Below are 26,004 nucleotides of genomic sequence, written 5' to 3'. Positions count from 1 at the left end.
ATGTGTCCTTATCGCTCCCGGTGTCGGGAATGTCATCCGGGCGCGCTGACGTCTCCGGGAGGTTGCACGATCTTTGCAGTTACTGGTCTGAAATGCAGCCAAAGGTCCCAGAATGGGAGCGTTCAGCATGATGACCGATTCCAGGCTCAGAAATCCGGCGCGACCCTATAGCGCTCAACATCGACCAAATTTCCGCGTCGATATGGTTTCCACGATCTTTAGTAAATGCTCGCACGATCTAGAAGAAGAGCTGTCAACGTCTGCCAATTTAATGGATTCAGGACGATTTTCAGGGAAGACCATCTCACGCAACTCCCATGAATATGTGATCTCGGGGTATTTCTTCGGACCAGATGATACGGCGATGTTCAAGATGAGTGACGGCGTGAGTCTCTGTGGCTCCGAGGCGAGCCGCCCATGACCGCGACCCATTTTGATGTCCCGCCCGCGCTGAGACCGGCCCTGCTGGTAAGCCTGCTCACCTGGCTATGGCCTGAACCGCTGAGATCTAAGCGCAGACGCGTTGGCGCGCTTTGGTGGTTTGCGTTGGTCGCAGCGATCTGGCCCAGACCCTTGCAGCGCGATTTCACCCGCGCGGAGCCCACGGGGCGTGGCGGTCGGCTTTTCAGCTACACGCTGGATCGTTTCCTATCGCGCTGGTGGCGCGTGAGCTGGTTGTGGGCCTGGATGTGGCCGGGTCGCCTGATGGGCCCCGACGGCGAGATTTGTCCGCTGGTTCCCTGGCATCCGGCGCTGCAGGCGCAAGTCTGCGACGCCGTGCCCTGCCGTCGCCGCACTTCCCGGCGCGGCATGGTTGCGGGCATGATGATGTTGGCTGCCACCCTGGCCGTGCCGACCCTGATGGGAGGCAATAGCGCACTGGATGGCGGACGTCTGAGTGCGTTTCTCGGCGGCGGCAGCGCAGGTTCCGGCGGCGCTGGCGACCAAGGTAGTGGCGGTGGTGGCGCAGGCGACCCCGGCGCGGGCTCTGGACAGACTGGCCCCATGACGACCTTCAACCCGGGCAACCTGACCCCGCCAGAGACACAGAATTACGGGTTCGACCCGGGCCAATCCCCGCTAGCTGGCGGCGGGACGGGTGCGGGCTCCGGTGGGGCTGTGGGCCCGACTGGTGGCGAGGGCGGTCTTACCTTCCTTGATCCCCCGGCAGGCGGTGACGGTCTCGGCTTTGGTTTTGGCGGAGGTTCCGGCGGCGGAGCTGGTGGTGGCTCCGGTGGTATCGGCGGCGGCGGCGGCGGCGGCGGTCCCGGTCCAGGTGGCGGTGATCTGCCGACCGGACCAGGCGAAGAAACCCCGAAGCCCGGCGATGACCCTTTCGGTCCGCCAGACACGCCAGATGATCCGTTTGAGATGCCCAATGATGGTCCTGCGCCGACTGCCGGTTCGCCCGGTGGTCCGGCTGGTCCGGGCAGTCCGTTTGGCGGCGGCGGTAGCGGCAGCATCCCCTTGTTTGCCGGGCCTCCAGTGGGCGGGGCTGGGCCACTGGACGCCCCCCTGGCGCCGGTGCCCGAGCCGCAGACATGGGCGATGATGATCCTGGGATTTGGCGCGGTCGGCTATCTGATCCGCAGGCGCCGCGCCAGTAGCCTCGTTCAGGCCTGAGAGCATCGCCTGAAATTGGCGATGGCCAAGGGCGGTCGTGGTGCTAGGCTCTCCAGACAGAAACGTCAGAGAGATCCGCGCATGAGCCGTAGATGGATGACAGCTGCCGTTGCTGTGGTGACGCTGGGCGCCGGATCCGTCCAGGGGGCTGTACCGGCCAATGTCGCCGCTGCGCTTGCTGACAAAGCCCGGCCCGCCGAGGACAGCGCCCGCGATGGGCCCCGCAAGCCCGGCGAACTGCTGGCGATGGGCGAGATCAAGACCGGTGGCAAAGTCGTGGATCTGGTGATGGGCGGCGGCTACTTCACCCGAATCCTTTCGGGCGTAGTCGGCCCCAAGGGGCAGGTCATCGGCTACCAGCCGGCCGAGTTCATCCAGTTCCAGGCCAGCTATGGCGAGAACCAGAAGAAGGTGGCCGCCGCCTACGCCAATGTGGTTCCGCTGACCTCGACCTTCGGCGCGCTCGACCTCCCGGACGGTGTGGATCTGGTGCTGACCGTGCAGAACTATCATGATCTGCATCTGAAGCCGTTCCCGGCCGACACGGCGACGAAGGTGAACGCCGAGGTGTTCAAGTCGCTGAAGCCCGGTGGCATCTATCTGATCGTTGACCACACCGCGTTGGCAGGCTCGGGTCTTGAGGCGGCGGACAAGATCCACCGGATCGATCCTGCGATTGTTCGCAAGGAGGTCGAGGCCGCCGGTTTCAGGCTGGAGGCCGAGAGCGCCATGCTGGCCGCGCCGGAAGATCCGAAGACCGCCAACGTGTTCTCGCCAGCCATTCGCGGCAAGACCGATCAGTTCGTGATGAAGTTCCGCAAGCCGAAGTAGGCCTGTTCACTTCAGTTTGCGGTCGAAGAAGTCCAGCGTCTGCATTGCCCGGTGCTTGCGGTTGGTGGGCGTCCATCCGCCGCGGTGCCGCAGACCTGGATAGACCATGGTCTCAAACGGGGTCCCCGCCGCCTGAAGGGCGAAGAGCACGCGGGTGGTGTGGTCGAAGGTGACGTTGTCATCGGCCATGCCGTGAATGATCAGCAGTGATCCGGGATTCAGCCGTGGCAATCGCGACACCACCTCCGAGGCTGTATACCCGGCGGCGTTATCGGCGGGCGTACCCATATAACGTTCGGTGTAGTGAGTGTCATAGAGTTTCCAGTCGGTGACCGGCGCGCCCGCAACTCCTGCCTTGAAAGGCGTATCCGGCGCGGTCAGCAACAGGAGAGTCATGTAGCCGCCGTAGGACCATCCGGTGACCCCGATCCGGTCCTTGTCTACATAAGGCAGGCTCTGGAGATACCGGGCGCCGGCGATCTGGTCGTCGACCTCCAGTTGGCCCATCTTGCGGTCGAGTACGGTTTTGAAGGCCGCGCTGCGGTTTGCCGAGCCGCGATTGTCCAGTTCGAACAGGATGTAGCCGGCATCCAGCAGGTTCTGGTCTTCCGGCGACGCCCAGGCCTTTTGCACCATCTGAGCGCTCGGCCCGCCATAGACCGAGACGATCACAGGGTAGGTCCTGGCCGGATCGAATCCCGGCGGTGTCCGCATTGACCAGTAAAGATCCTGGCCGTCAGCCGCCTTGATGGTTCCGAACCCCGGTTCACGCAGGTTTGCGACGTAGGGCCAGTAGGGATGTCCTGGCTTAAGCGCGTTTTCCTCGATCCAGCGCACCCGCGTCCCGTCCGATTGATAGAGCGCGGTCTGGGGCGGGGTCTTCGGGTCGGTGTAGGTTCCGACGAACGCGCCCCCCTTGTGGGCGACCGTCACACCCCACAGGCCGCCCGCCGCCGTCAGCGCCAGGGGTTCACCCGGCTTTGCATAGGAGACGGCGTACACACGGTTTTCGATAGGTGTGTCCCGCGAGGCCGAGAAGATGACCGTCGATCTGGCCTCGTCCACGCCCTCGATTTCAGCCACTGGCCAGTCACCCCGTGTGACCTGCCGGATCAGCGTCCCGTCCGCAGCATAGAGGTAGATATGGACATAGCCGGACCGTTCGGAGGTCCAGAGGAACGATCCTCCGGTCAGCGGGCGGAAATCATCGGTAAGGTCGACCCAGTGCGGGCTGGTCTCGGTCAGGATCACCCGACCTTTGCCGTTGGCCGGATCAATGGCCAGCAGGTCGAGCCGTCGCTGGTCTCGCGTCTGACGCTGCACGTAGAGGGTCTTGCCATCCTTCGACCAGTTGACGCGCGCCAGATAGATGTCCGGATTTTCGCCCAGATCCACCTTGATGCGCGGGCCGGTCAGCGGCTGCACATAGAGTTCCACACGGACGTTGGGCCGACCGGGGCGGGGGAAGCGTTGCGGGACGACATTGGCGCCAGTGGCGTTGACTTCAGGTCGGTCCACGATGTCCACGCCGGTCTGGTCCACAAAGGCCAGCGCAACAGCCTGATCATCCGGGCTCCACCAATAGCCGGTGTAGCGCTGCATCTCTTCCTGGGCGATGAAATCCGCAGTGGCCCAGCTCTTCAACTCGGTTCCACCCTCGCTGAGGGCGCGCTCGGCCCCGCCGGTGACCGGCGTGATGTAGAGATTGTCGTCCCGGACATAGGACACATAACCGCCTCTGGGTGAGATCTTGGCGTCGATTTCGTCGCCGGGGGTCGTGGTGACCTGTCGGGCCGTTCCTGAGTTCACATCATAGAGCCAGATGTCGCCTTCGACAGGGGCCAGGATCACCCGGCCCAGACTGTCCCAGGCGTAGTCGATGACACCGCGCGTGGCGACGCCGAGGCGTTCACGTCGCGCCTTCTCCGCCTCCGAAAGATCGCGTTCGGTCGGCGCCAGCTTCTTGCCGTCCAGCAGCATCCGCGGCTTGCCTCCGGCCACGTCAGCGACCCACAGGTCGGTAACCCTCAGGTCGTCGGCGCGGGTCTTGATGTAGGTGACAGACTTGCCGTCTGGCGACAGCTTCACGCCCCGCGCGCGGGCCGGAGATATCGGGACTCTCGAAGATGCGCTGGGGAGGCAGGTTTTCGGCCATGGCGGGGGCTGCAATGATCAGGGCCGCAAGAGCGGCGGTGGCGAGTTTCATATCCGACCTTGAACAGGCTCAGTCGCGGCTTGGCAATCGCGGCGGGGGTTCCGGTGTAAAATCGCTGGAGCCTTGAACCCGGGCGCAAGGCATGCGACCTCCCGGACATGAGCGAAGAGACCATTCCCGCCCTTCCCGACCGCCTGAGCGTCAATCCGGACAGCCCGTTCTATGACGAGGCTATCCTGCAACGGAACGTCGGCGTGCGTTTCAAGGGTCAGGACAAAACCAATGTCGAGGAATACTGCGTCAGCGAGGGCTGGGTGCGGCTGTCTGTCGGCGCGTCAAAGGACCGGCACGGTAATCCGTTGACCATGAAGCTTCAGGGACCGGTAGAGCCCTATTTCCGCGAAGGCTGATTTCTTCAGTCCTCGTCGCGCGGTGGCAGCGGTTCGATCCTCAGGCGGGTAAGCCGTGCGCCCTTGCGCGCCTCCACGGTGAAGCGGTGGTTGTGGAAGGTGAAGGTCTGACCGACGTCGGGAATCGACTGGGCTTCGTGGATCAGCAGCCCTGCAATTGTCACGGCCTCCTCGTCCGGCAGCTCCCAGTTCATGGCCCGGTTCAGATCGCGGATGGTCACCGAGCCTTCGACCAGGAATGAGCCGTCGTCGTCAGGTTTCACGCCGGCGGCCACCGTATCGTGTTCGTCCTCGATCTCGCCGACGATCTCCTCGAGGATGTCTTCAAGGGTGATCAGACCCTGGATGGCGCCGTATTCGTCGACGACGAGTGCAAAGTGGTTCTGGGCCTTCAGGAACGCAGCCAGCTGATCCTTGAGCGATGTTGTCTCGGGCACAAACCAGGGCGCGCGAAGGATGGCCGGGATATCCAGCGCGTCGATCCGGCCGTCATTCTGAGCCAAGGCGCCCAGCAGATCCTTGACGTGCAGGATGCCTATGATGTTTTCGGGTTCATTGCGGTAGATCGGCAGCCGGGTGTGTCGGCTCTCCAACGCCTCTGCCAGGATGCGCCGGGGCGGCAGTCCGCCATCGACCGTCATCATCGAGCGGCGGTGGACCATCACCTCGGTCACATCCATCTCGGCCAGATCAAGAACGCCGCCCAGCATGTCGCGGTCCCTGGTCTCCACCAGGCCCTCGGAGTAGTGATATTCTACCGAGCCGCGGATCTCCTCGTGAGCAGCCAGGACATCCGTCTCCATGTCGAGCTTTATGCCGAAGGGGCGCAGCGTCTGGCGCACGATCCATTGGGCGGTCCGCGCCAGTGGCCCGAAGATCCGCACGGTCCAGTAGGTCGGGATCGAAAGCGTCCGCGCCACATCATCCGGCCGGGCGATGGCCAGCGTCTTGGGCAGGATTTCGGCGAACACCACGACCAGTACGGTCATGACTCCGGTGGCGATCAGGGGGCCAGCGACAGACCCTGTTGGAAAGAGGGACGTCAGCACGGCCGTCGTCAGGGCCGAGGCGAAGATATTCAGGACGTTGTTCGACAGCAGGATCGCGCCGATCATGTTCTCCTGGTCGCCGATCAGCCGGTTGACGCGCCGCGCTGCGCGGTCGCCGTCCCGCTCCAGTTGGTGCATACGGCCCCGCGAAGCCGCAGTCATCGAGGTTTCCGCCGCCGAGATCAGACCGGAGAGCGTGAGCAGAACGACCAGCGTTGGCGCCAGGGCGAGCAGGGTGGCCAGAACCGTATTCAAGGGATAGCTCCCTCCAGGAACAGGAAATCGCGAACCGCGTTTGCATCCACGTTTCGGGCGACAAAGGCATCGCCAAGAGCGTGGGCGAGAATGAAGGTCAGCCGACCGGCCTCGGCTTTCTTGTCCTGAGACATGTGGGCGATCATCCGCTCCGCCCGGAACGGGTGACCGGCAACCTCGGACATCCGGGTGGGAAGCCCGGCGGCGCCAATGGCGCGGGTGGCCCGCTGGGCGTCCTGGCCCGGGATCAGCCCTAGCGAGGCCGAGAAGCGGAACGCCAGCGCCATGCCCGCGCCGACCGCCTCGCCATGCCGCAGCCCGTCGCCATAGCCGTTCTCCGCCTCCAGAGCGTGGGCGAAGGTGTGGCCGAGGTTCAGCAGCGCGCGTCGACCTTGCTCGCGCTCATCCTCGGCGACGATCTCAGCCTTCATTTCCACCGAACGCCCGACGGCGTGGAGCAGCACCGAAGGATCCCGGGCGATCACGGCGGCGCCATTTGTTTCCAACCACTCGAAGAACGCCATATCACCGAGCAAGCCGTACTTGATCACCTCGGCGTAGCCGGCCCGCATCTCACGGACGGGCAGGGTGCCCAGAACGTCCAGGTCCGCCAGGACCAGGCGCGGCTGGTGGAAGGCGCCGACCAGGTTCTTGCCGCGCGCGGTGTCGATGGCGGTCTTGCCGCCCACGGAACTGTCGACCTGAGCCAGCAGGGTGGTGGGGATCTGCACGAAGTCTATCCCGCGCTTGTAGATGGCGGCCGCAAAGCCCGCGAGGTCGCCAACCACGCCGCCCCCGAAAGCGGTAATCAGATCCCCCCGGTCCAGTTCCAGTGCAAGAAGCCGGTCCGATACGTCGGCCAACCCCTCGAAACTCTTGGTCTGTTCGCCGGGCGCCACGATCACCGGCAGGGCTTCGACGCCCGCCTTGGCCAACGAGGCCATCAATCGCGCGCCGTGCAGGGCCCAGACGGTCTCGTCGCTGACCACGGCCGTGCGGCCACGCGACTGGAACGGCGCAATCAGACGGCCGGCGGCGTCCAGCAGGCCCTGGCCGACCTGGACATCGTAGGCGCGATCCCCCAGTCCGACGGCGATGGTGCGGTTCATTCGACAGACTCACCCAGATGATCGGCCAACGCCTTGACCACCGCCATCACGGTGACCTGATGGGCAGTGTCGCCCGTTTCAACGACGATATCGGCCTCGGCATAGGCCGGATAGCGCGCCGCCGCCTGCTCCCTGAGAACCTCCAGCGGGTCCTTGCCGATCAGCAGGGGGCGCGTCTCCTTGCGCCCGACGCGGCGCGCGAGGAGCTCAAGATCAGCTTTCAGCCAGACGGACACAGCGCGGTCCTTGATGATCTCACGGGTTTCCGGACTCATGAACGCGCCGCCGCCGGTGGCCAGGATGACGGGCGGCCCTTCCAGCAATCGAGCGATCACCCTGCGTTCACCGTCACGGAAAGCCCCTTCGCCGAGATCAGCGAAGATCTCGGGTATTGACCGTCCGGCCGCGGTTTCCACCTCGGTGTCGGCGTCGCGGAATGGCAGGTCCAGGAGGGCGGCCAGACGCCGACCGACGCTCGACTTGCCGACCCCCATGAGGCCGACGAGTGCGATGGTGCGGCGGCGAAGCGGTTCGTAGCGGTCCATAAACGATGGAGGCTTTACACGAGGTTGCGCCCTCGCGCCAACGCCGGGCGTTGGAGTATGTTGAGAGCATGATGCGTATCGCACTCTTTCTCGGATTTCTGGTGGCGATAGCCGGTCCGGCGAGCGGGCAGGTGCAGGTGACCCAACTGGCCGCGCCGGACGCCTTTTCCACGCCGGGCCGCGACACCGGGCTGCCCGCCGACCTCTGGCGAGGAACACCGGCGGAGATGGCGCTTGCGGTGCTGCCGTTGCTGGCCACCCGACCGATGTCGCCGGCGGCGTCACATCTGGCGAGGCAGGTTCTGGCGACAGGCGCGCCGGGCCCCGAGGGCTCGACAGGCGATGACGGGCTGGCGGCCGGGCGGGCCAACGCCATGATCGCCCTTGGAGATCTTGAAGCCGCCGCACGGATACTGGAACGGGCGCCGAGCCTCGACCGCAACGCCGGCCTGTCGAAGGCCGCCGCCGAGGTGGCGCTGCTTTCGGGAGATGCGACGCGAGCGTGCGCCATCGCCGCCGCCCTGGCCGCCGGGCGTGGCGACATCTACTGGCTGCGACTGAGGTCTTTCTGCCAGGCCGAGGCAGGCCAGTCCGATCAGGCCCATCTGACGTTTGAACTGGCGCAAACCCAGGCGCGGGACGCTGTCTACGGACGCTTGATGAGTGCCAGACTGAATGCGACGCCGCCCGGCCCTGCATCGCTGCGTAACGGTCTCGATCTGTCGCTGTCGCGGTCACTGAAGCTGGATGTGGCCGCGGCGAAGCCTGCGCCTGCCGTGGCCGCCGCCCTGTCAGGACAGGCCCCGCCGGCGCCGAGTTATGACCTGACCGGGATTGACGAGGCGACGGCCGCGCTGGCCGCAGCCCTCACCCAGGGTCTGCCATCCGAAGCCGGGGTGTCTGCCCTGATCGGCGCGGCAATGGACGCAGACCTCAAGATCCGTCCGAAGAGGCAGGGTTCGGCGCTGCTGATGGCCGCATTTCTGGGTGAGCTCAGCCCTATTGACCGCACTCGCCTGGCGTCTTTCGCTGTGCCCGAGGGCCGATCCCCGACGGGCCGCAACGTCGCGCTCGAGGCCGCCGCGCAGGGGCGGCGGATGGGCGAGACCGCGCTGCTGGCGCTGTGGATCTGTGCGGAGGCTGGGCCGAGCGGGCTGACGGTGGCGGACCGCGCGCGCATCATCCGGTCGTTAAGACAGGTGAAGCTGGACGAGCCCGCGCGCCTGTTCGCTCTGGAAGGCCTTGCAGGCCTGAAATGAGCGGGCGCGGCGGCGACTGGGCCGAAGCCTTTCTGGAGATGATGGCGGTGGAGCGCGCGGCGGCGCGCAACACGCTGACAGCCTATGCCCGCGATCTGGTGGACGCCGAGGGCTATCTGGCCGGTCGTTGCGGCGGTTTGGCGGGCGCGCACGCCGAGGACGTCGAGGCCTACTTCGCGGACATGGGTGCGCGTGGTCTGTCGCCGGCCACGGCCTCGCGCCGCCGCGCCGCCGTGCGCCAGTTCTATCGGTTCGTGCTCGGCGAGGGGTGGCGGCCCGACGACCCCTCGCGCCGGGTGGAGGCGCCCAAACGCGGGCGCCCCTTGCCCAAGGTGTTGAGCCGCGAGGAGATGAACCATCTGATCGCCGCAGCCACGGCGCGCGACGGCGCCCAGGGCCTCCGGTTCGGCTGCATGGTGGAACTGGCCTATGCCTCGGGTCTCAGAATCTCGGAATTGACGGCCTTGCCGCTGGCGGCGCTGTCGCGCGATCCGGCCTATCTGATCGTCAAGGGCAAGGGCGGCAAGGAACGTCTCGCGCCCCTCAACGACACCGCACGGACGGCGGTGAAGGCCTATCTTGAGGTCCGCCCGACGTTTCTGCCCAAGGGCGACTATGCCAACCCCTGGCTGTTCCCTTCGCGCGGAAAGGCCGGGCGCCTGACGCCGCGCCGTTTTGCCCAGGTGCTGGACGAGGCCGCCGCCGGGGCCGGGATAGATCCCGCCCGGGTCAGCCCCCATGTGCTGCGCCACGCCTTCGCGACCCACCTTCTGGAGGGAGGCGCGGATCTGCGGGTCGTGCAGAAGCTCCTGGGTCACGCCGACATCGCTACCACCCAGATCTATACCCATGTGGCGTCGGACCGGCTGATCGAGGTTGTGCAGGGTCGCCACCCGCTGGCCCGGAAGCCTTAAGGGCTACCGGCGCCAGTCAAGCTACGTCGTCAGATGCGTTTCCGATGCTATCCGGTGATGCGGTAGCGCCCGGTTTCGTCCGGGCAGACCCGGACATAGCGAACATCGCGGCCATAACGGTCGACCGGCGCGGCCGCCAGACGGCAGCGGTTTCGGGTGTAGTAGCTGCGGTCAAAGCTGGAGGCGTACTGGTTCGATCCTTCGCGATAGGGGCGGGTCTCGTTGTAGGCAAAGTATGGCCCGCGCTGGTCGCACTTGTACTTGTCGTTGGCATTGCCGACGCCAGCGCCAAGAGCCGCCCCCAGTACGCCGCCCAACACGGCGCCCTCCGTGCGGGCGTTGCGGGCCGCAACGTTCGACCCCAGCACAGCGCCGGCGATGGCGCCGATCACGCCGCCAGCGACCGGGGAGTTGTTGTTGCAAAGCGAGGCCGTGCCTGGAGAGGCAGAAGTGTACCGATCGCCGCTGGACCAGTAGGCTTCGTTCCATACTGGTCGCGCGTAGTTGCGTTCGTAGGCGCCGGCTCCATAGCGTCGATCATAGTTCGCCCGCGCGCGTTCCCAGTCGACCATACGCCGGTCATGGTCGCGACGCGCCTCCGCGAAGTCCGCGCGCACCTGGTCGCCGGGCTCGCGGCCGCCCGCATTGTTGCTGGCCCAGTAGCCTTCGTTCCAGTCCGGTCGGGCGTAATACCGTGCATAGGCGCCTGTTCCGAAACGTGCGTCATAGGCGGCTCGACTTCTATCCCAGTCGCTCAGTCGGCGGTCGTAGTCCCGGCGGGCTTCCTGATATTCCTCGCGGGCGTCGTTGTAGGTCTCGCGGCGGGCGTCATACTGGTCTCGTGAGGCTTCGTAGGACTGGCGCTGGCTTTCGTAGGCTTGCTGGGCGCGTTGAGATTCAGGCGTCTGGCGCGCCTGCTGGGCGGCTGCCGGCACGGCCAGGGTCAGCAGCAGGGCTGAAGCCAGACCGAATCTTGCATGCGATGAGGGCATCTTGTTTTCCTTGTCTCCTCGATCGGAGCAGAACCCCGGTCACGCCAAGATGTTCCCTCTGGCGGGGTGCAGGTCCTGTTCCCCGCTTGTGACAAAGGCCGTTCAAGCCTAGTTTCCGGCGCTTCCGGGCCCGCCGCCCCAAATCACGGATCCCTGATGGCCGCGCACTACCTCGAGTTCGAGCGCCCGATCGCCGACCTCGAAACCAAGATCGAGGAACTGTCGAAGCTCTCCGAGACCGCAAACCCCGGAGCGTTTGACGACGACATCCAGGCTTTGCGAATCCGCGTGCAGGACCTGCGACGCGACGCCTATTCCAACCTCGACGCCTGGCAGAAGACCCTGGTAGCGCGGCATCCGGACCGGCCGCACTTCATCGACTATGTGGCTGCCCTGATCGACGAGTTCCAGGAACTGCGCGGCGACCGCAAGTTTGCCGATGATCCGGCGATCATGGGTGGGCTGGGTCGCTTCCGTGGCCGCGCGGTGGTGGTGATGGGCAACGAGAAGGGCCACGACACCGTCAGCCGGGTGAAGCACAATTTCGGCTATGCGCGACCCGAGGCCTACCGCAAGACCGTGCGGCTGATGGAACTGGCCGAGCGATTCAGTCTGTCTGTGATCAGCTTTGTGGACACCACGGCAGCCTATCCGGGCATCTCGTCCGAGGAACGCGGCGTGGCCGAGGCGATCGCGCGGTCCACCGAAAAGGCGCTGCTGCTCAAGGTGCCGATGGTGGCGGTGATTACCGGCGAGGGCGGCTCCGGCGGCGCCATCGCCACGGCCTGCGGCAGCCGGGTATTGATCCTGGAACACGCGGTCTATTCGGTGATCCCGCCCGAGGGTGCGAATTCGATCCTCTGGCGCGGCGCACGCACGCCGGCCGAGGCGGCCAAGGCGCTGAAGATCACGGCGCAGGACCTGCTGCGTATGAAGATCATCGACCGCATCATCCCGGAACCCCCCGGCGGCGCCCACGCCGATCCCGAGGCCGCCATGCGCGCGGTGGGCGATGCGGTGGAAGAGGAACTGAAGGCGCTGGAGGGCCTGTCGTCTGAGGTGCTGATGGCCCGGCGGTCGGAGCGATTCTACGCGATCGGGCGGAGCGGGCTGACATAGTCGGGCTGTCGCCTATCCTGTTGAAATGAAGAGAGCCGCCGGGTCACCCCGGCGGCTCTTGTCGTATGGCAGTAAGTGGGCGGCGGCTTAGAAGCGGGCCGTCAGGCCAACCTGATAGTAGCGTCCGATCGGATCGTAGACGCCGAGGCCCGTCGTGCCGTAGGGCGCTTCCTTGTCGAACAGGTTACGCACGACGAGGCGGGCGACAACCTTGTCGAAGCCCAGACCCGTCTTCTTGCCCAATCCCGAGAGGTCATAGCTGAGGGCCGCATCGTGGATGAAGTAATCGTTCACGCGCAGCGGGAACCGGGTTTCCAGGTTGAAGTCATTATTGAAAACGGCTTCGCTTTGATAGTTCACAGTCCACACCAACTGCAGGTCATCGCGCTTGTAAGTGGTTTCCATTTTCCACTGCCAGGTTGCGTTCCCGATTTCGCTTTCGTCACGGTTCACGTCGAATCCGAGCCCTGTGACCGAGGTCTCCTGGCTATCCACCCAATACATGTCGAAGTCGAAGTCCAAGCGACCGGGGCTGCCGTTGAGCCAGTTTGCGAAAGCGCCGTTGAAGACGCTATCCAGCTCGACCCTGTAGTTTACGCCAGCCGTGTAGCCTTCGAAATTGATGTAGCCTGCATTGATGAAGCCTGTCTGCGGACCAATCGAGGTCTGACCATTGCCGGCGGCCTCGCCGAACCCGAGGATCTGTCCAGGACGCGCCGCCGTTGACGTGCCGCGCATGAAGCGGTTGCAGGCGTCCTGTGCAGTCGGAGAGTCATAGCAGACCTGCAGGATCGAGGTCAGACCGAAGTTGAAGATACCCTTGCTGAGTTCGATGTTCACCCAGTCAAAACTGACCGTCAGGCCATCGAGCCAGCGAGGTTGGTAAACAAAGCCCGCTGACCACTGGTCGGCAACCTCGTTGCGCAGATCGGGGTTCCCGGAGGTCGCACCTTGCACCGTGGCCGCCTGGACCTGTGAGGTCAAAGAGAAGTTCGCCGGAAGGCCCAATGCTGTGAACGCGGCCCGACAATTGGCTGCGCGCGCCGTCGGATTTGGGCCACTGGCGATATTGCGGGCATCACACGGATCGGTCGCCGTGAGGAAGCTGGTCGCGTTGGGCAGGAAGACTTCCGTGATGGCCGGCGCACGGAACGACTGGCTTTTCTGGGCGCGGATCATGAGGTCGCTGATGGGCTTCCAGCGGAAGCCGTAGGTCCAGGCTTCATCCTTGCCGGCCAGCGAGTTCTCGACGTGGCGATACTGGCCATCGAGTTCCAAACTGTGCATCAGCGGCAGTGTGAAGTCGCCGCCGAAGATGGGAACAACGCCTTCAGCATAGTATTCGTTCGTATTGTACTTCCCGGCGAGAGAACTGATGGCCGCAGAACGTCCGACTCCGCGTTCCTGGGGGTCGTTCGGATTGAAATCTGATTTTTCGAGGCGGTACTCGTATCCCACGTTGAATCTCACATCGCCCGCCGGCAGTGTGAAGAGACTGCCGGAAAGGTTGCCGTTGTAGACAGTCTGCAGGATCTTGAAATCGCTCTGGAACTGTACGGCGACGTAGTCGATTGCGGCCTTGGACGGTCCACCCAGTCCGAAAAGGTTCAGCGGAACGCACCCTTGTGTGCGCGCTGTCACGTTCCGGCACGCCGCCGCGCCAGTCGCGGGGTCGCGGACCGCATCAATGGCCAGCAGGAACTTCGATTGATCAATGTTCGGGCTGCGGAAGTCGCCTTTCGCCTCACCAAAGTTGGCCGAGACATTCCAGTCAAACTTGCGATCGAGAACTTCGAAGTCGCCTTCGACAGCGAAGACGGCGCGCTTTGTATCGCCCTTGCCCCTGGTCTTGTTGTTGCCGATATCGGCCGAAGACCGCGACAGGAAGAACAGACGCTCACCAGCATTGGCCGGGTCCGCAGGCAGCAAGGTAGGTTGCGCCAGGATAGCGGCTCGGGTCGCGGCGGGCAGGAACGGGTTCGCTGTCGACATCGAAAGCGAAGCTGAGTTGCCGCCGAAGAGGGGCGCATTGAAGATGGGTTGGTTAAAGGGCTCGAAAGCGTCGAACCTCGCAAAGAAGAATTCGCTGGAGAGACGCAGGTTGTCGTTGATCTTGTAGTTTACAAACCCGGTCGCCACATGGCGCTTCACCGGTGATTGAAGTGAAGCCAGTTCCGCCAGGTTCAGGCCGTCACCGCCAGAAGCAATGCTCGACTGGAAGAACGTTCCGGGATTGTAGGGTAACAGGACGCCACCGGGCCCAAACTGTGCGGCGACCCGCGCGGCCGGGTTTGCGGGGTCGGGGATTGTCAGCAAGCCGGAAACGGCCGCGCCGCCTGTGCGGAAGGGAAGGCCGCCCAGAGTGGTTTCCGGAATCCGGCGATTAGTGATGAGGATGGAGCCCGGGATCCCGTCGGTGGATGACGTGTTCGCTGGATTTACAGCGAAGGCGATCTGACGCGCCGTCACGGCGCGCGAGGTGAAGGGCAGGCCTGTGGTTTCGTTGTACTCGTAGGAGCCCGCGATGCTGAGTTTGTCATCGAAAAGGCTGGTTCCGGCGATGATCCGGCCGCGATAGCTTTCGCCGTCATTGTGATCGGAAATTCCGAAGCGGCCATCCACCTCGACCCCGTCGTAGCGGGTCTTGGTGATGATGTTGATGACACCGGCAATGGCATCCGAGCCATAGACAGCCGATCCGCCGGCCTGAATGGTTTCGATACGATCTACCAGGCCGGTCGGGATGACGTTCAGGTCGACTTGTCCACCAGCGCCAGCGCCGGAGAAGATCGAAGCCGCATTGCCGCCGACAAAGCGGCGGCCGTTGACGAGTGTCAAAGTACGGTTGGTGCCGAGGTTGAAGATGTTCACAAAGTTCCGGCCGGTGCCGAAGCCCGCCTGGTCACCGATCGGGTTGACCGGGATACCGGATGACGGAAGTTCGTTCAGCGCATCGGCGACGTTGGTGAAGCCGCGCTCTTCAATGCGCTGGTTGGTGATGACCTGAATTGGTTGAACGGAGGTGAGTTCTGTCCGACGGATCCGCGATCCGGTGACCACCACTTCATCAAGTTCAGGCGCGGCGCCATTGGGCGCAGAAGCCGCCTCCTGTGCCAGGGCCGGCATCGCAGTGATACTGGTCGATGCTACAGTGGCGAGAAGGACATTGCGGAGCGCTAGGCGCGAAAGGATCGTCATTTTAGCGGCCTACATGAAAGGTTGTGGGACTTGGAATCCGGATGTTCGGTTACCGGAAACTTGACATCTCAGTGTCACGCAAAGGCCGTCTAAGCAACGAAAAGCCGCCACAATCTGGTAACGCAATCGGATCCTGATACACTTTTGAGGCAACGTGCGCCCTTGGCGCCACACGAGGCCAATCCAGCGGCAAAAGTGACCCCTGAGGGTAGTGAACCGTTGTAGAATGATGCCGTCAGGCGATCCGTCGCAACGCTTCGCCAAGCTCATCAACGGCGCCCTCTGTCGTCGCCCAGGAGCACATGAAGCGCACCGAGCCGTCGAGAAACCGATAGACGAACCAGCCTCTCGCTTGCAGGGCAGTCAGCCGGTCTTCGTCCATCTCTACAAACACCGCATTGGCCTCGACGGCGTGGGTGATCCGGAACGGCATCGAAGCCGCCAGTCGACGCGCCATCGCGTTGGCGTGGGCGGCGTGGCGCGCGATAGCGCCGTCTTCCAGCATGCCGATGAAGGGGGCGGCATAGAACCGGCCCTTGGAGGGAAGCTGACCGCCCTGTTTCAGGCGCGCGTCGAACCTGCGGGCCAGGGTGCGGTCGAAGATCACCACGGCCTCGGTGGGCGGCATGCCGGCCTTGGTTCCGCCCAGCACCAGGATGTCGACGCCAAGGCCGGCGATGGCCCGGACGTCGAAGCCGGCCGCCGCCGCATTGGCGAGCCGCGCACCGTCGAGGTGCACGCCGTAGTCCATGGCCTTAACCGGCTGGATCAACGCCCGTAGATCAGCGACCGGGTAGACGGTTCCGTACTCTGTCGCGTTGGTCAGCGAGAGGGCGGCCGGTGACTGGCGATGGGCGACATCGGGCGCGGCGAGCGGGCCGGTGAGGCTCGCAGGGTCGATGCGGCCGGACGCGCCCGGCAGGCCAATCAGTCCCAGACCCTGCCCGAAAAACCCGGGCGCGCCGGTCTCATCGGTGCAGACGTGGGCGTGCTCATGGGCCAGCACTGCCTCGAACGGCCGGCAAAGCGCTGAAAGGGCGATGGCGTTGGCCGCTGTGCCGGACGCCACGAACCGAACCTCTGCGTCGGCGTCTAGCCAGGCGCGGATCAGGTCGGCGGCGCGGGCGCTGGTGGCGTCAGACCCGTATCCGGAGGCGAAACCGGTGTTGGCTGCGGCGAGCGCCGCCATCGCCTCAGGCGTTGCGGGCGCGGTGTTGTCGGACGCGAAGTCATAGCGAGGCATGGGACGGGTTACCCTGCCTCCCGCGCCCAGGCCCTCACCTCGTCAACGAACAGGTCCGGTTCTTCCATGGCCGCAAAGTGCCCGCCGCGGGGCATATCGGTCCAACGGACGATGTTGTGCGCCCGCTCGGCGAAGCTGCGGGGCGGCGCCGCATAGAGCGGCTCGCCGGGGAAATTCGCGAAGGCCGTGGGGGTTTCCAGACGTTCGCCCGGGGCGAAGGCCAGGCCGCCTTCCTCCACCAGGCCGCGATAGTACCAGGCGCCGGTGGTGAAGCTTTCGGTCATCACATAGATCATGATGTTGGTGAGCAGGCGGTCCTTCGGATAGGCCTCGTCCATCGACTTGACCGACAGGTCGGACCAGTCGTGAAAGCGCTCCAGGATCCAGGCGGCCTGACCCACGGGATTGCCTGCACCCATCCAGGCGATCGACTGCGGTTTGGAGACCTGCAGGCGGAAGTAGGCGCCCATGATCTCCTGCGCGCCGGCCTGCCGCTGGGCCCAGGCGACTTCCGCCTCGCCTTGAGGTCCGCCGGGTGGGCGGAAGCCCATCATGTTGAGGTGAATGGCCCTGGCGTGCGCGCCATGATCGCGGCCCAGCCACGACGTCACCATGGCCCCCCAGTCTCCGCCCTGGGCGAGATAGGTCTGATAGCCAAGCACCTCTGTCATCAGGGTGTTGAACAGCCGGGCCGTGCTGCGCTGGCCGATCGGGCGTTTGGGTTTCGACGAGAAGCCGAAGCCGGGCAGGGACGGGACCACCACATCAAAGGCGTCTGCGGCGTCGCCGCCAAACTTCGAGGGCCAGACCAGCTTCTCGATCGCCTGCCAGAACTCATAGTGAGAGCCCGGCCATCCATGGGTGATGATCAGCGGTCGTTTGCCGCCAGCCTCGCCGACCACGTGCAGGAAGTGGAGGTCAAAATCTTCGACCCGGGCCGTGAACTGCGGGAACCGGTTCAGGTCGTCGACGGCGGCGCGCCAGTCGTAGTCTTCCGTCCAATAATCGCAGAATTCCTTGAGATAGGCGCCGTCGCACCCGTAGGCCCAGCCGTCCGGAACCTCCGGCATGGGCGGCCAGGGGTAGTTGCGAACCTGGTCCAGCACGGCGCGCACCCTGGATTTCTTCCAGTGGACCTTGAAGGGCTTGATCTTGCTCACGCGTTTGCTCCCCAGGTCCGCTGTCCCGGACCTTCGACGGATGACTTAGGGCGACATTCCGCAGCAGGCGTCAAGCGCCGGGGCGTAGTCCCTTCACCAGAGTCACGGTCAGCAGGTTTCGCAAGTCCTGAGCGGCGCCCTTCGGCAGCTTTCCGGCCATCTCAAGAACGATGATCCCGTGCGTGGCGGCCCAGAACATGGCGCCGATCTTCTCGGGATCTCCGGTCATCTTGCCCGCGGCGATTCTGTCCTTGACCCAGGCGCTCATATTGTCGTGCGCGCGCTGGCCGGCCGCCACCAGCTCAGGATAGCTGTCGTCGTTCGGCTGGTTGAGGTCGAACATCAGTTTGTAGGTGTCTGGATGCTCTAACGCGAAAGCCACATAGGCCTCGCCGACATTGGCCCCCTTGCCGCTGCCGCGAGCTGTCTCCAGGGCCTCGGCGAACCGGGTAAAACCGTTGGTTCGCACGGCAGCCAGAATATCGTCCTTGTCCTTGAAGTAGCGGTAGGGGGTCATGGGCGAGACACCCAGCTCGGCGGCGAGCTGGCGCATTGTCACCGCATCGGGCCCCTTTTCCGCAAACAGACGCTCGGCGGCCTCGCAAAGGCGGTCGCGAAAGTCGGCGACGTCCGTAGCGGATAGCACCCGGGGCATTCGACTCAGCACCTGAAAGAAAACGCTTGCCAACAGCTAGGCGTTCCACAATGAATTTACAACGTAAGTTACGCAAGCAAATCCGAGGGAATGGTCATGGACGGCGATGTGCGCATCAATCCCTACCTGGCGGGCAATTTCGCGCCGGTGCGGTCAGAAGATGATTTCGACCTCAAGGTGACAGGCGAGATTCCGGCCGGCCTGCGCGGCGCCTTGTTCCGCATTGGTCCGAACCCGCAGTTCGATCCGAAGGGCGACTATCACTGGTTCGGCGGTGACGGGATGGTCCACGGATTCTACGTCGAGGACGGCAAGGTCCGCTACCGCAACCGTTATGTCCGTACACCCAAGTGGGAGCTGGAACACGAGCACGGTCGCCACCTGTTCGGCGCCATGGGCAATCCGATGACCACTGACCCGCTGGCGATGGGTAACGAAGGCGGCGTCGCCAACACCAATGTCCTGATGCACGCCGGCAAGCTGCTGGCGCTGGAGGAGGCGCATCATCCCTTCGCCATGGATGCGCGGACACTGGAGTCCAAGGGCTACGACCGCGCCTTCAAGGGCAAGGTCACGGCCCACCCCAAGATCGACCCCAAGACCGGTGAGATGCTTTGGTTTGCCTATGGCGTCGGTGAGATGCCGCTTTCGGCGGGGATGAGCTATGGCCGCACGGCCCCGGACGGCACGCTGATCAGCCGTCAGGATTTCCAGGCGCCCTTCGCCTGCATGGCGCATGACTTCATGGTCACAGAGCACCATGCCCTGTTCCCGATCCTGCCTCTGACCGCCAGCCTGGAACGGGCCATGAAAGGTTTGCCACCGTTTGCCTGGGAGCCGGACAAGGGCGCCTACGTCGGCGTGATGCGCCGTGACGCCGATGTCTCGACCATTCGCTGGTTCAATGCGCCGGCCTGCTACGTCTTCCACCCGCTGAATTCGTGGGAAGACGGCGACAAGATCTACTGCGACGTGATGCGTTACAACGTGGCTCCCCTGTTCCCGAAGGCCGACGGATCGCCCGGTGACAAGGCCGCGGCGCGACTGATGCGCTGGACCTTCGATCTGGCTGGCAATTCCGACGCCATAATCGAGACTCCGCTGGACGATCTGGACGGCGAGTTCCCCCGCGTCGACCCCCGGGTCGAGACGCTGAAGCACCGGCATGCCTGGTACGCCGCCGATCCCACCGGCGCGAAGACCGTCCGCCAGGGCGCCATTGCCCAACTGGACCTGACCACAGGCAAGCGTCAGGTCTATGAGCTGAACGGCGGCGACCAGACCTCGGAGCCTGTGTTCGTCAAGCGCTCGGCGGACGCAGCCGAGGGTGACGGCTGGCTGACCGCGGTGATCTGGCGGGCAGCGGAGAACCGCTCGGACCTCGCCGTCTTCGAAGCCCGGGATATCGCCAAGGGGCCGATCGGCATTGCAGAGATGCCGCGCCGGGTGCCGTTTGGTTTCCACGGAAACTGGGCGGATCTCTGATGGCTGGCTGGGACCTTCTCGTCGACCGGAGCGATCTGACACGCACCACGCTGGTGGCCGCAGACCCGGACATCGCCCTGGCCGAGGGGGAGGCCCTGCTGGCGGTCGAGAGCTTTGCGCTGACGGCCAACAACGTCACCTACGGCGCGGCCGGCGACATGATCGGCTACTGGAAGTTCTTTCCGGCGCCGGACGGCATGGGCAGAATCCCCGTTTGGGGCTTTGCGTCGGTCGTGTGTTCCAGGGCTGCCGATGTGCCCACGGGGTTGAGGCTGTTCGGCTACTGGCCGATGTCGAGCCACACGGTGGCCCGGCTTCAGAACGGTCGGAACGGTTTCGTCGAGACTTCGGCACACCGCGCCGAGCTTCCGCCGACCTACAACGCCTATCAGGTGGCCGAACCCGATCCGGCTGATGACTTGCGCTCGCTGTTGCGGCCGTTGTTGATGACCTCGTTCATCCTCGACGATCAGCTTTCGGAGTCGACGGCGAAGACGATGGTGCTCTCCAGCGCCTCCAGCAAGACAGCGATGGGCCTTGCCTGGCTGGCCCGCAAACGTGGCGTGCGCGTGATCGGCCTGACCTCACCGGGCAACGTCGAAAAGCTGCGCGGCTTTGATCTATACGATCAGATCGTGGCCTACGACGAGATCGGCAGTCTGAAAGCCGACGGCTCGGTCGACTACGTGGACTTTGCCGGTCGCAGCGCCGTCACCCAGGCCGTGCACGAGACCTTTGAGGATCAGCTGCGGCAGAGCATCGGCGTGGGTATCACCCACTGGGACGCCATGGGTGGACCACGCCCGACAACCGGGCCCAAGTCGGTGATGTTCTTCGCGCCGGACCGCATCCGGCAGCGGATGAAGGACTGGGGTCCTGAAGAGCTGGGCTCTCGCTTTGCCGCCGTGCTGGACGGCTTCATCGCGGCCAATCCCTGGATGAAGCTGAAGCACCACACCGGGCCGGACGCCTTGCAGGCGCTTTACGCCGACGTGGTGGCGGGCCGGATGCAACCCGATGAGGGCCACATCGTTAGGCCCGGATAGAGGGTCGGCGCCATACGAACGCCTTGGATCAGGCGTCCTTCCGGCCGACCGTTTCCACGACCTCGAGAGGCAAATCGAATGCACGTTTCGCTGATCAGCCTGATGGGCGCTGCCGCCTTGGCCATGGCTGCACCCGCCTTCGCCGCCACACCCAAGCCGGCGGATCCCCCGACGGCCGGACCGCTGGACGCGGCCACCTTCTACAAGGGCATGTGGTACGAGCAGGCGCGCACGCCCACCGGCCTGACGCGTGGCTGTGAATACGCCACCACCGAGCATGGCCGCGACGGCAAAGGCCGGATCACTGTCCGCGATGCCTGCCTGAAAGGCGGCCCTCAGGGCAAGGAAACCGCGATCGCCGGGATCGGCACGCTGAAGGATCCGGGCCAGAACGCGGCGCTGGAGGTGAAGTATCGCTTCGGACCCTTCCGCCCGGTTCGCACCTACCGGATCATCGCCGCCGGCCCGGCCGGCGAATGGCACATCTCGGCCGAACCCGGCTTCGAGAAGGTCTACATCTTTACCCGTGCAGTCGCGCCGCCGCTGGCAGAGGTCGAGGCGTTGATCAGCCGGGTGCGGGCCATCGGCTATGCCGGTGAGATCGAGGTGCTGAAGACCCCAGGTCGCGACTAGGTCGGCGCCCGCCGCGCAGGCGGGCGATTGCCAAGGCCCCCGCCCTGCGGCAAGTCCGTCGCAGGGAGAACAATCATGAAAACACTGATCGCAGGCCTGTGGGCGGCGCTGGCGCTGGCCGGGGCGGCTTCGGCGGCAGCCGCGCCGGACTACAACGATCGCCGGGACTACGCCTTCGCCGACTTCGGCTTCCTGGGCACGCGGGCGGACCCGAAGATCCTGGGCGCCGGCGGCAATCTGGTCTGGGACCTGAACGCCTATGACTTCCTGAAAGGCCCGGCGCCGGCCAGCGTGAACCCCAGCCTGTGGCGCCAGTCACAGCTTCTGGCCCGGCACGGCCTGTTCGAGGTGACCAAGGGCGTCTGGCAGGTGCGTGGCTTCGACATCTCCAACGCCACCTTCATCGCCGGCAAGACCGGCTGGATCGTCATTGACCCGCTCACCTCCTCGGAGGTGGCCAAGGCGGCGCTGGACCTGGCCAACGAGAAGCTGGGCGCGCGGCCGGTGGCAGCGCTGATCTACACCCACAGCCACGGCGACCACTTCGGCGGCGCGCGCGGCATGGTCACCCAGGCCGACGTGGACGCCGGCAAGGTCAAGGTGATCGCCCCGTCCGGCTTCCTGGAGCATGCCGTCAGCGAGAACGTGATCGCGGGCCCGGCCATGACCCGGCGCGCCACCTATCAGTTCGGCACCTTCCTGCCCAAGGGCGTGACCGGGCAGGTCAGCGCCGGCATTGGCCTGGCGGTGAGCCCGGGGACCATGACCTTGATCCCGCCTACGGTGGAGATCACCCGGACGGGCCAGGAGCTGGTGGTCGACGGGGTGCGGATGCAGTTCCAGATGACGCCCGGCACCGAGGCGCCGTCGGAGATGAACATCTATCTGCCGGACCTGAAGGTGCTGGACCTGGCCGAGAACGCCAATCCGACGATGCATAATGTGCTGACGCCGCGCGGCGCCCTGGTGCGCGACGCCAAGGAGTGGGCGGCCTACCTCAGCGAGTCGATCCGCCTCTATGGGGACAAGAGCGACATCCTGATGACCAGCCACGGCTGGCCCCGGTTCGGCCAGGCGGTGATCGGCGACTATCTGGCCAAGCACCGCGACGCCTACAAATACCTGCACGACCAGACGGTGCGGCTGATGAACGAGGGGCTGACCGGGTCCGAGATCGCCAACCGCATCAAGCTGCCCGAGGCGCTGGACCGGGAGTGGTACAACCGCGGCTATTACGGCTCGATGAGCTTCAATTCGCGGGCGGTCTATCAGCGCTACATGGGCTGGTACGACGCCAATCCGGTGAACCTGGCGCCGCTGGAGCCGGCGGATGAGGCCGCCCGCTATGTGGCGATGATGGGCGGGCCAGCGAGCGTGCTGGCGGCGGCGCAGTCGGCGTTCGACAAGGGCGATGACCGCTGGGCCGGCGCGCTGGCCAACCGGCTGGTGTTTGCGGATGCGGCCAACCAGCCCGCCCGCGACCTGCTGGCGCGGACCTATGAGCGGCAGGCGGCGGGGGCGGAGAGCTCGCTGTGGCGCAACATCTATCTGGCCGGGGCGCAGGAACTGCGCGTGGGCGTGCGGCCCGCGGCGGGGCCGGGCGCCGCGGCCCTTGACCTGGTGCGCAACACCTCGACGACCATGCTGCTGGACCTGCTGGCCGTGCGGCTGGACCCGGACAAGGTGAAGGACGGCGCGGTCAGCGTCGACCTGGTGTTCCCGGATCGCAAGGAGCGGTTCCGGGTGAGCGTACGGAACTCGGTGCTGACCTATGAGGCCGACCCTAAGACGGGCAAGGCCGCCGGCGTCTTCACCATGCCGCGCGCGCAGTTTCTGGCGGTGGCCCTGGTGGGACAGCCCACGTCGGGCGTTGCGTCCGAAGGGGATGCCGGGGCGCTGGCGCGGATGCTGGGCTGGCTGACGGCGCCGACGCCGAACTTTGCGATCGTGACGCCGTAGGAGGGTGGGTCTTGCCGGGCGTGGGGCGCGTCGGCAAGATCGTCCGGGCTCTCGATGGAGGCAGTATGTCACGCAGATTGTTGATGGTCCTGGCGGCGGTGGGGCTGATGGGCGCCGGCAAGGCGCCGTCGCTGGCACCGGGCGACGTGCGGCCGATGGGCAATGTCGCGGTGTCGGCGGAGACCTATTCCGGTCGCGCGGCGTTGCGGGTCGAGGACCTGGGTGCGCCGAACGGTCAGTTCGAAAAGCTGGTGCGCCTGCCGGGACTTGAGTTCGGCGACGGCGAGATCGAGCTCTGGGTGGCGGGGTCGCCGGCCGGCGGGGCCGTCGCCGGTGCGCGCGGGTTCGTGGGCGTGGCGTTCCGGCTGTCGGAGGATGGCACCACGGGCGAGGCCTTCTACATCCGGCCCACGAACGGGCGGGCGGAGGATCAGGAACGCCGCAATCACGCCGTCCAGTACATCTCGGCGCCCGACTGGCCCTGGGAGCGCACACGGCGGGAGACGCCCTCGCGCTACGAGGCCTATGCCGACATGGAGCCGGGCCGCTGGACGCGGATGCGTGTGGTGGTGTCGGGCGACAAGGCGCGCCTGTTTCTCGACGAGGCGACCCAGCCGGTGCTCATCGTGAATGACCTGAAGGGCGGCGCTGCACGCAAGGGCGGTGTGGCGCTCTGGATCGGCCCGGGAACCACGGCCCGGTTTGCGGACGTGAGGGTCCACCCGTAAGCGCCGGGGGCGTTTGCGGTTGAGGCAGGCGCCAGTGCTCCCCTTCGCCCCTTGCGGGACCGTTGCGTAATTCAGGCTGGCGCCAGAATTGGCCTACGCGCCCCTTCGCCCCTTGTGGGAGAAGGTGGCAGGCGAAGCCTGACGGATGAGGGGTCGCGCCGCCCTATCGGAATGATTTCAATGCCTTATCGGAGAGGGCTATCGACCCCTCATCCGACCTCGCTTCGCGAGGCCACCTTCTCCCACAAGGGGCGAAGGGGTTTGGCGGCCGATCAGCCGAACCGGTAGGGCGGGGGGCGGGGTTTGCCGTGGAAGGCCGGCGGGGGGCCGGAGAGGGTGGAGGCGCCGCCCAGCAGGGCCGCTTTCGGCGGGGCCTTGGGCCGGGTCATCAGGGCGACAGTGGCAGTGGCCGGGGCCGGCGATGCCGCAGGGCCTTTCGCGCCGTTCAGCAGGGTGTCGAGTTTGGGGAGGATGTCGGCGCGGACGTGGGCTGGGAGGGCCTCGATGCGCGCCGCATCCCGGGCGACCACGCCCAGGGTGGAGAGGAACTTCGGCAGGCTGACCGGCTCATAGTCGCGGTCGCGCTCGCGTTCCGTCGTGAAGCGTGGCTCGTCAGTTTCCGGCGGATCCTGCAACCGTTCGGTTTCCAGCCGTTCGGTCTCGAGGCGTTCGACCTCGGGCCGGGCGACGGACTTCGGCGCAGCGCGCAGCATCAGCGACAGCCGGATCCCCATCCGCACGGCCAGAAAGCCGCGCTGGAACGCCTCGAACATCTGAATCCGCAGTTTGCTGTCGGCCTCCGCCTTCGCCGCCTCGGCCACCGCCACGCTCAACGCATGCGCACAGTCGACCAGCGCCTCCACCATCCGGAGCTCATGTTCGGTGCGGGCGACAGCGGTGTCGTGCATGAGAACAAATGTAGAACATTGTGGAGGGGTTGTAAAGTGTTTGAGGCTCCGTTTTTGCGCAGGGCCATCTACGACGCTTACGCGGGGGCGAGGGGGCAGAACGCTGGCGCGGTGGATAGAGGTGCGTCGGCGCAGGCTCGGCCATGGATCTCATGGCAGCCAGTTTGCCTGACGCCCAGGCCAACTCAAGGACGCGCGCCCGCGCGCGCCGCCCTGCGGCGGCCCTGCGGGCCGTCCTTGACTTGGCCTGGACGTCAGGCTCGCATCATCCGTGAGATTTAAGGCGGGTAGGCATCTGACGATGCGCACTCGACTTGGGAGGGGGAGCTACGGGGTGCGATAGCCTGTCGCCGTGTTTCCGCGTATTTCCGCGCCCTAATGTTCGGACGGCTACAGCCACGGCATCGTCGACAACGCTGGCTTGCATGGGTAGCCTCTAGTCGTTGGACTTGTGGGGCCGGGTTGTGCGTGGACCAGCTCGAACAGTCGTGCGTTTCCCGCGGTTCTTGGAGGTATCAACTTGTCGGTCAGCGCCTCGCATTTGGCATCCGCTACATCGGCAATGAGCTTCAGGAAAGTTGTCGGTTTCGAAGCAGCAAATCCTGTTGTCTAATTGGTTTCACGGTTGCCTCAGGTTCGTTGTTGGACTGACCTTGGTCTATGGTTGTCTACGGGGTCATGGCCTGGCTGGGGAGCCTTGATGGCCGTGCCGCAAGATCGCGGTCAGG

Annotated in this window: 22 protein-coding genes; 12 read left to right on the top strand and 10 right to left on the bottom strand. The window is 65.3% G+C overall.

Annotation, left to right across the window (positions count from 1 at the left end; all coding sequences use genetic code 11):
- Positions 1–127: 127 nt before the first annotated feature.
- The 3 genes from ACIQ3B_RS10500 to ACIQ3B_RS10490 all read left to right on the top strand — a co-directional run bounded on the left by ACIQ3B_RS10500 (position 128) and on the right by ACIQ3B_RS10490 (position 2,454).
- Entirely contained in the window at positions 128–421 is a 294-nt protein-coding gene (locus ACIQ3B_RS10500) for a hypothetical protein (RefSeq protein ID WP_397402292.1), read from the top strand.
- The gene (locus ACIQ3B_RS10495) at positions 418–1,623 is read left to right on the top strand and encodes a PEPxxWA-CTERM sorting domain-containing protein (protein ID WP_397402290.1); all 1,206 of its coding nucleotides are present in this window, start codon (positions 418–420) and stop codon (positions 1,621–1,623) included. The genes ACIQ3B_RS10500 and ACIQ3B_RS10495 overlap by 4 nt, the downstream gene beginning before the upstream one ends.
- An 81-nt stretch (positions 1,624–1,704) precedes the next feature.
- Positions 1,705–2,454 carry a class I SAM-dependent methyltransferase gene (locus ACIQ3B_RS10490; protein WP_397402288.1) on the top strand — a complete coding sequence of 250 codons (750 nt, stop codon included), beginning with the start codon at positions 1,705–1,707 and terminating at the stop codon, positions 2,452–2,454.
- 6 nt (positions 2,455–2,460) lie between these two features.
- Here the strand turns inward: ACIQ3B_RS10490 and ACIQ3B_RS10485 are convergent, their stop codons facing one another.
- Positions 2,461–4,542, bottom strand: a complete 2,082-nt coding sequence (locus tag ACIQ3B_RS10485) for a DPP IV N-terminal domain-containing protein (RefSeq protein ID WP_397402286.1) — start codon at positions 4,540–4,542, stop codon at positions 2,461–2,463.
- A 225-nt stretch (positions 4,543–4,767) separates the two neighbouring features.
- Here ACIQ3B_RS10485 and ACIQ3B_RS10480 point away from each other — a divergent pair, with 225 nt between their 5' ends.
- A complete protein-coding gene (locus tag ACIQ3B_RS10480) occupies positions 4,768–5,019 on the top strand; it encodes a DUF3297 family protein (protein ID WP_397402284.1) in 252 nt (83 codons plus the stop codon).
- A 5-nt stretch (positions 5,020–5,024) separates the two neighbouring features.
- On the opposite strand, the gene ACIQ3B_RS10475 is transcribed toward ACIQ3B_RS10480, so the two are convergent.
- From ACIQ3B_RS10475 to ACIQ3B_RS10465, 3 genes are read right to left on the bottom strand one after another with little or no spacing between them, the layout of a single operon-like run.
- Positions 5,025–6,323, bottom strand: coding sequence for an HlyC/CorC family transporter (locus ACIQ3B_RS10475; protein WP_397402282.1), 1,299 nt, complete (start codon positions 6,321–6,323; stop codon positions 5,025–5,027).
- Positions 6,320–7,432 (bottom strand): 3-dehydroquinate synthase, encoded by a 1,113-nt coding sequence (gene aroB / locus ACIQ3B_RS10470; RefSeq protein WP_397402280.1) that lies wholly within the window; start codon positions 7,430–7,432, stop codon positions 6,320–6,322. Before aroB ends, ACIQ3B_RS10475 begins: the two co-directional genes overlap by 4 nt.
- On the bottom strand, positions 7,429–7,977 hold the full coding sequence (locus ACIQ3B_RS10465) for a shikimate kinase (RefSeq protein ID WP_397402278.1): 549 nt from the start codon (positions 7,975–7,977) through the stop codon (positions 7,429–7,431). The genes aroB and ACIQ3B_RS10465 overlap by 4 nt, the downstream gene beginning before the upstream one ends.
- Positions 7,978–8,045: 68 nt before the next feature.
- Between ACIQ3B_RS10465 and ACIQ3B_RS10460 the strand changes: the two genes are divergently transcribed.
- Both ACIQ3B_RS10460 and ACIQ3B_RS10455 read left to right on the top strand, forming a co-directional pair.
- On the top strand, positions 8,046–9,236 hold the full coding sequence (locus ACIQ3B_RS10460; protein ID WP_397402276.1) for a hypothetical protein: 1,191 nt from the start codon (positions 8,046–8,048) through the stop codon (positions 9,234–9,236).
- Positions 9,233–10,150, top strand: coding sequence for a site-specific tyrosine recombinase XerD (locus ACIQ3B_RS10455; RefSeq protein ID WP_397402274.1), 918 nt, complete (start codon positions 9,233–9,235; stop codon positions 10,148–10,150). The genes ACIQ3B_RS10460 and ACIQ3B_RS10455 overlap by 4 nt, the downstream gene beginning before the upstream one ends.
- A gap of 47 nt (positions 10,151–10,197) precedes the next feature.
- Here the strand turns inward: ACIQ3B_RS10455 and ACIQ3B_RS10450 are convergent, their stop codons facing one another.
- Positions 10,198–11,142, bottom strand: a complete 945-nt coding sequence (locus ACIQ3B_RS10450; RefSeq protein WP_397402272.1) for a glycine zipper 2TM domain-containing protein — start codon at positions 11,140–11,142, stop codon at positions 10,198–10,200.
- Between the two features lie 156 nt (positions 11,143–11,298).
- Between ACIQ3B_RS10450 and ACIQ3B_RS10445 the strand changes: the two genes are divergently transcribed.
- Positions 11,299–12,261, top strand: a complete 963-nt coding sequence (locus tag ACIQ3B_RS10445; RefSeq protein ID WP_397402270.1) for an acetyl-CoA carboxylase carboxyltransferase subunit alpha — start codon at positions 11,299–11,301, stop codon at positions 12,259–12,261.
- Positions 12,262–12,348: 87 nt separating this feature from the next.
- Here the strand turns inward: ACIQ3B_RS10445 and ACIQ3B_RS10440 are convergent, their stop codons facing one another.
- The 4 genes from ACIQ3B_RS10440 to ACIQ3B_RS10425 form a co-directional block, all read right to left on the bottom strand.
- Complete coding sequence (locus ACIQ3B_RS10440) at positions 12,349–15,387, bottom strand: TonB-dependent receptor domain-containing protein (protein ID WP_397402268.1); 3,039 nt, start codon at positions 15,385–15,387, stop codon at positions 12,349–12,351.
- A gap of 307 nt (positions 15,388–15,694) precedes the next feature.
- Positions 15,695–16,702 carry a beta-eliminating lyase-related protein gene (locus ACIQ3B_RS10435; RefSeq protein ID WP_397402266.1) on the bottom strand — a complete coding sequence of 336 codons (1,008 nt, stop codon included), beginning with the start codon at positions 16,700–16,702 and terminating at the stop codon, positions 15,695–15,697.
- Positions 16,703–16,710: 8 nt separating this feature from the next.
- Positions 16,711–17,862, bottom strand: coding sequence for an epoxide hydrolase family protein (locus ACIQ3B_RS10430; RefSeq protein ID WP_397402264.1), 1,152 nt, complete (start codon positions 17,860–17,862; stop codon positions 16,711–16,713).
- 70 nt (positions 17,863–17,932) lie between these two features.
- Positions 17,933–18,550, bottom strand: coding sequence for a TetR/AcrR family transcriptional regulator (locus tag ACIQ3B_RS10425; RefSeq protein WP_397402263.1), 618 nt, complete (start codon positions 18,548–18,550; stop codon positions 17,933–17,935).
- Positions 18,551–18,613: 63 nt separating this feature from the next.
- Between ACIQ3B_RS10425 and ACIQ3B_RS10420 the strand changes: the two genes are divergently transcribed.
- The 5 genes from ACIQ3B_RS10420 to ACIQ3B_RS10400 all read left to right on the top strand — a co-directional run bounded on the left by ACIQ3B_RS10420 (position 18,614) and on the right by ACIQ3B_RS10400 (position 24,368).
- Complete coding sequence (locus ACIQ3B_RS10420) at positions 18,614–20,002, top strand: carotenoid oxygenase family protein (RefSeq protein WP_397402262.1); 1,389 nt, start codon at positions 18,614–18,616, stop codon at positions 20,000–20,002.
- Positions 20,002–21,048 carry a DUF2855 family protein gene (locus ACIQ3B_RS10415; protein WP_397402261.1) on the top strand — a complete coding sequence of 349 codons (1,047 nt, stop codon included), beginning with the start codon at positions 20,002–20,004 and terminating at the stop codon, positions 21,046–21,048. The genes ACIQ3B_RS10420 and ACIQ3B_RS10415 overlap by 1 nt, the downstream gene beginning before the upstream one ends.
- A gap of 78 nt (positions 21,049–21,126) precedes the next feature.
- Positions 21,127–21,681: a lipocalin family protein gene (locus ACIQ3B_RS10410; RefSeq protein ID WP_397402259.1), complete on the top strand. Its 555-nt coding sequence runs from the start codon at positions 21,127–21,129 to the stop codon at positions 21,679–21,681.
- A 75-nt stretch (positions 21,682–21,756) separates the two neighbouring features.
- Positions 21,757–23,640, top strand: a complete 1,884-nt coding sequence (locus tag ACIQ3B_RS10405) for an alkyl/aryl-sulfatase (RefSeq protein WP_397402257.1) — start codon at positions 21,757–21,759, stop codon at positions 23,638–23,640.
- A 65-nt stretch (positions 23,641–23,705) separates the two neighbouring features.
- Positions 23,706–24,368 (top strand): hypothetical protein, encoded by a 663-nt coding sequence (locus tag ACIQ3B_RS10400; protein ID WP_397402255.1) that lies wholly within the window; start codon positions 23,706–23,708, stop codon positions 24,366–24,368.
- Positions 24,369–24,640: 272 nt separating this feature from the next.
- On the opposite strand, the gene ACIQ3B_RS10395 is transcribed toward ACIQ3B_RS10400, so the two are convergent.
- Positions 24,641–25,276, bottom strand: a complete 636-nt coding sequence (locus tag ACIQ3B_RS10395; RefSeq protein WP_397402253.1) for a hypothetical protein — start codon at positions 25,274–25,276, stop codon at positions 24,641–24,643.
- Positions 25,277–26,004: the final 728 nt, after the last annotated feature.

It is taken from the genome of Phenylobacterium sp. (genome assembly GCF_044358365.1).
Classification (GTDB): Bacteria; Pseudomonadota; Alphaproteobacteria; order Caulobacterales; family Caulobacteraceae; genus Phenylobacterium.
The sequence above is the reverse complement of the archived record's forward strand: the minus strand, read 5'-3'. Positions and strand labels throughout refer to the sequence as shown.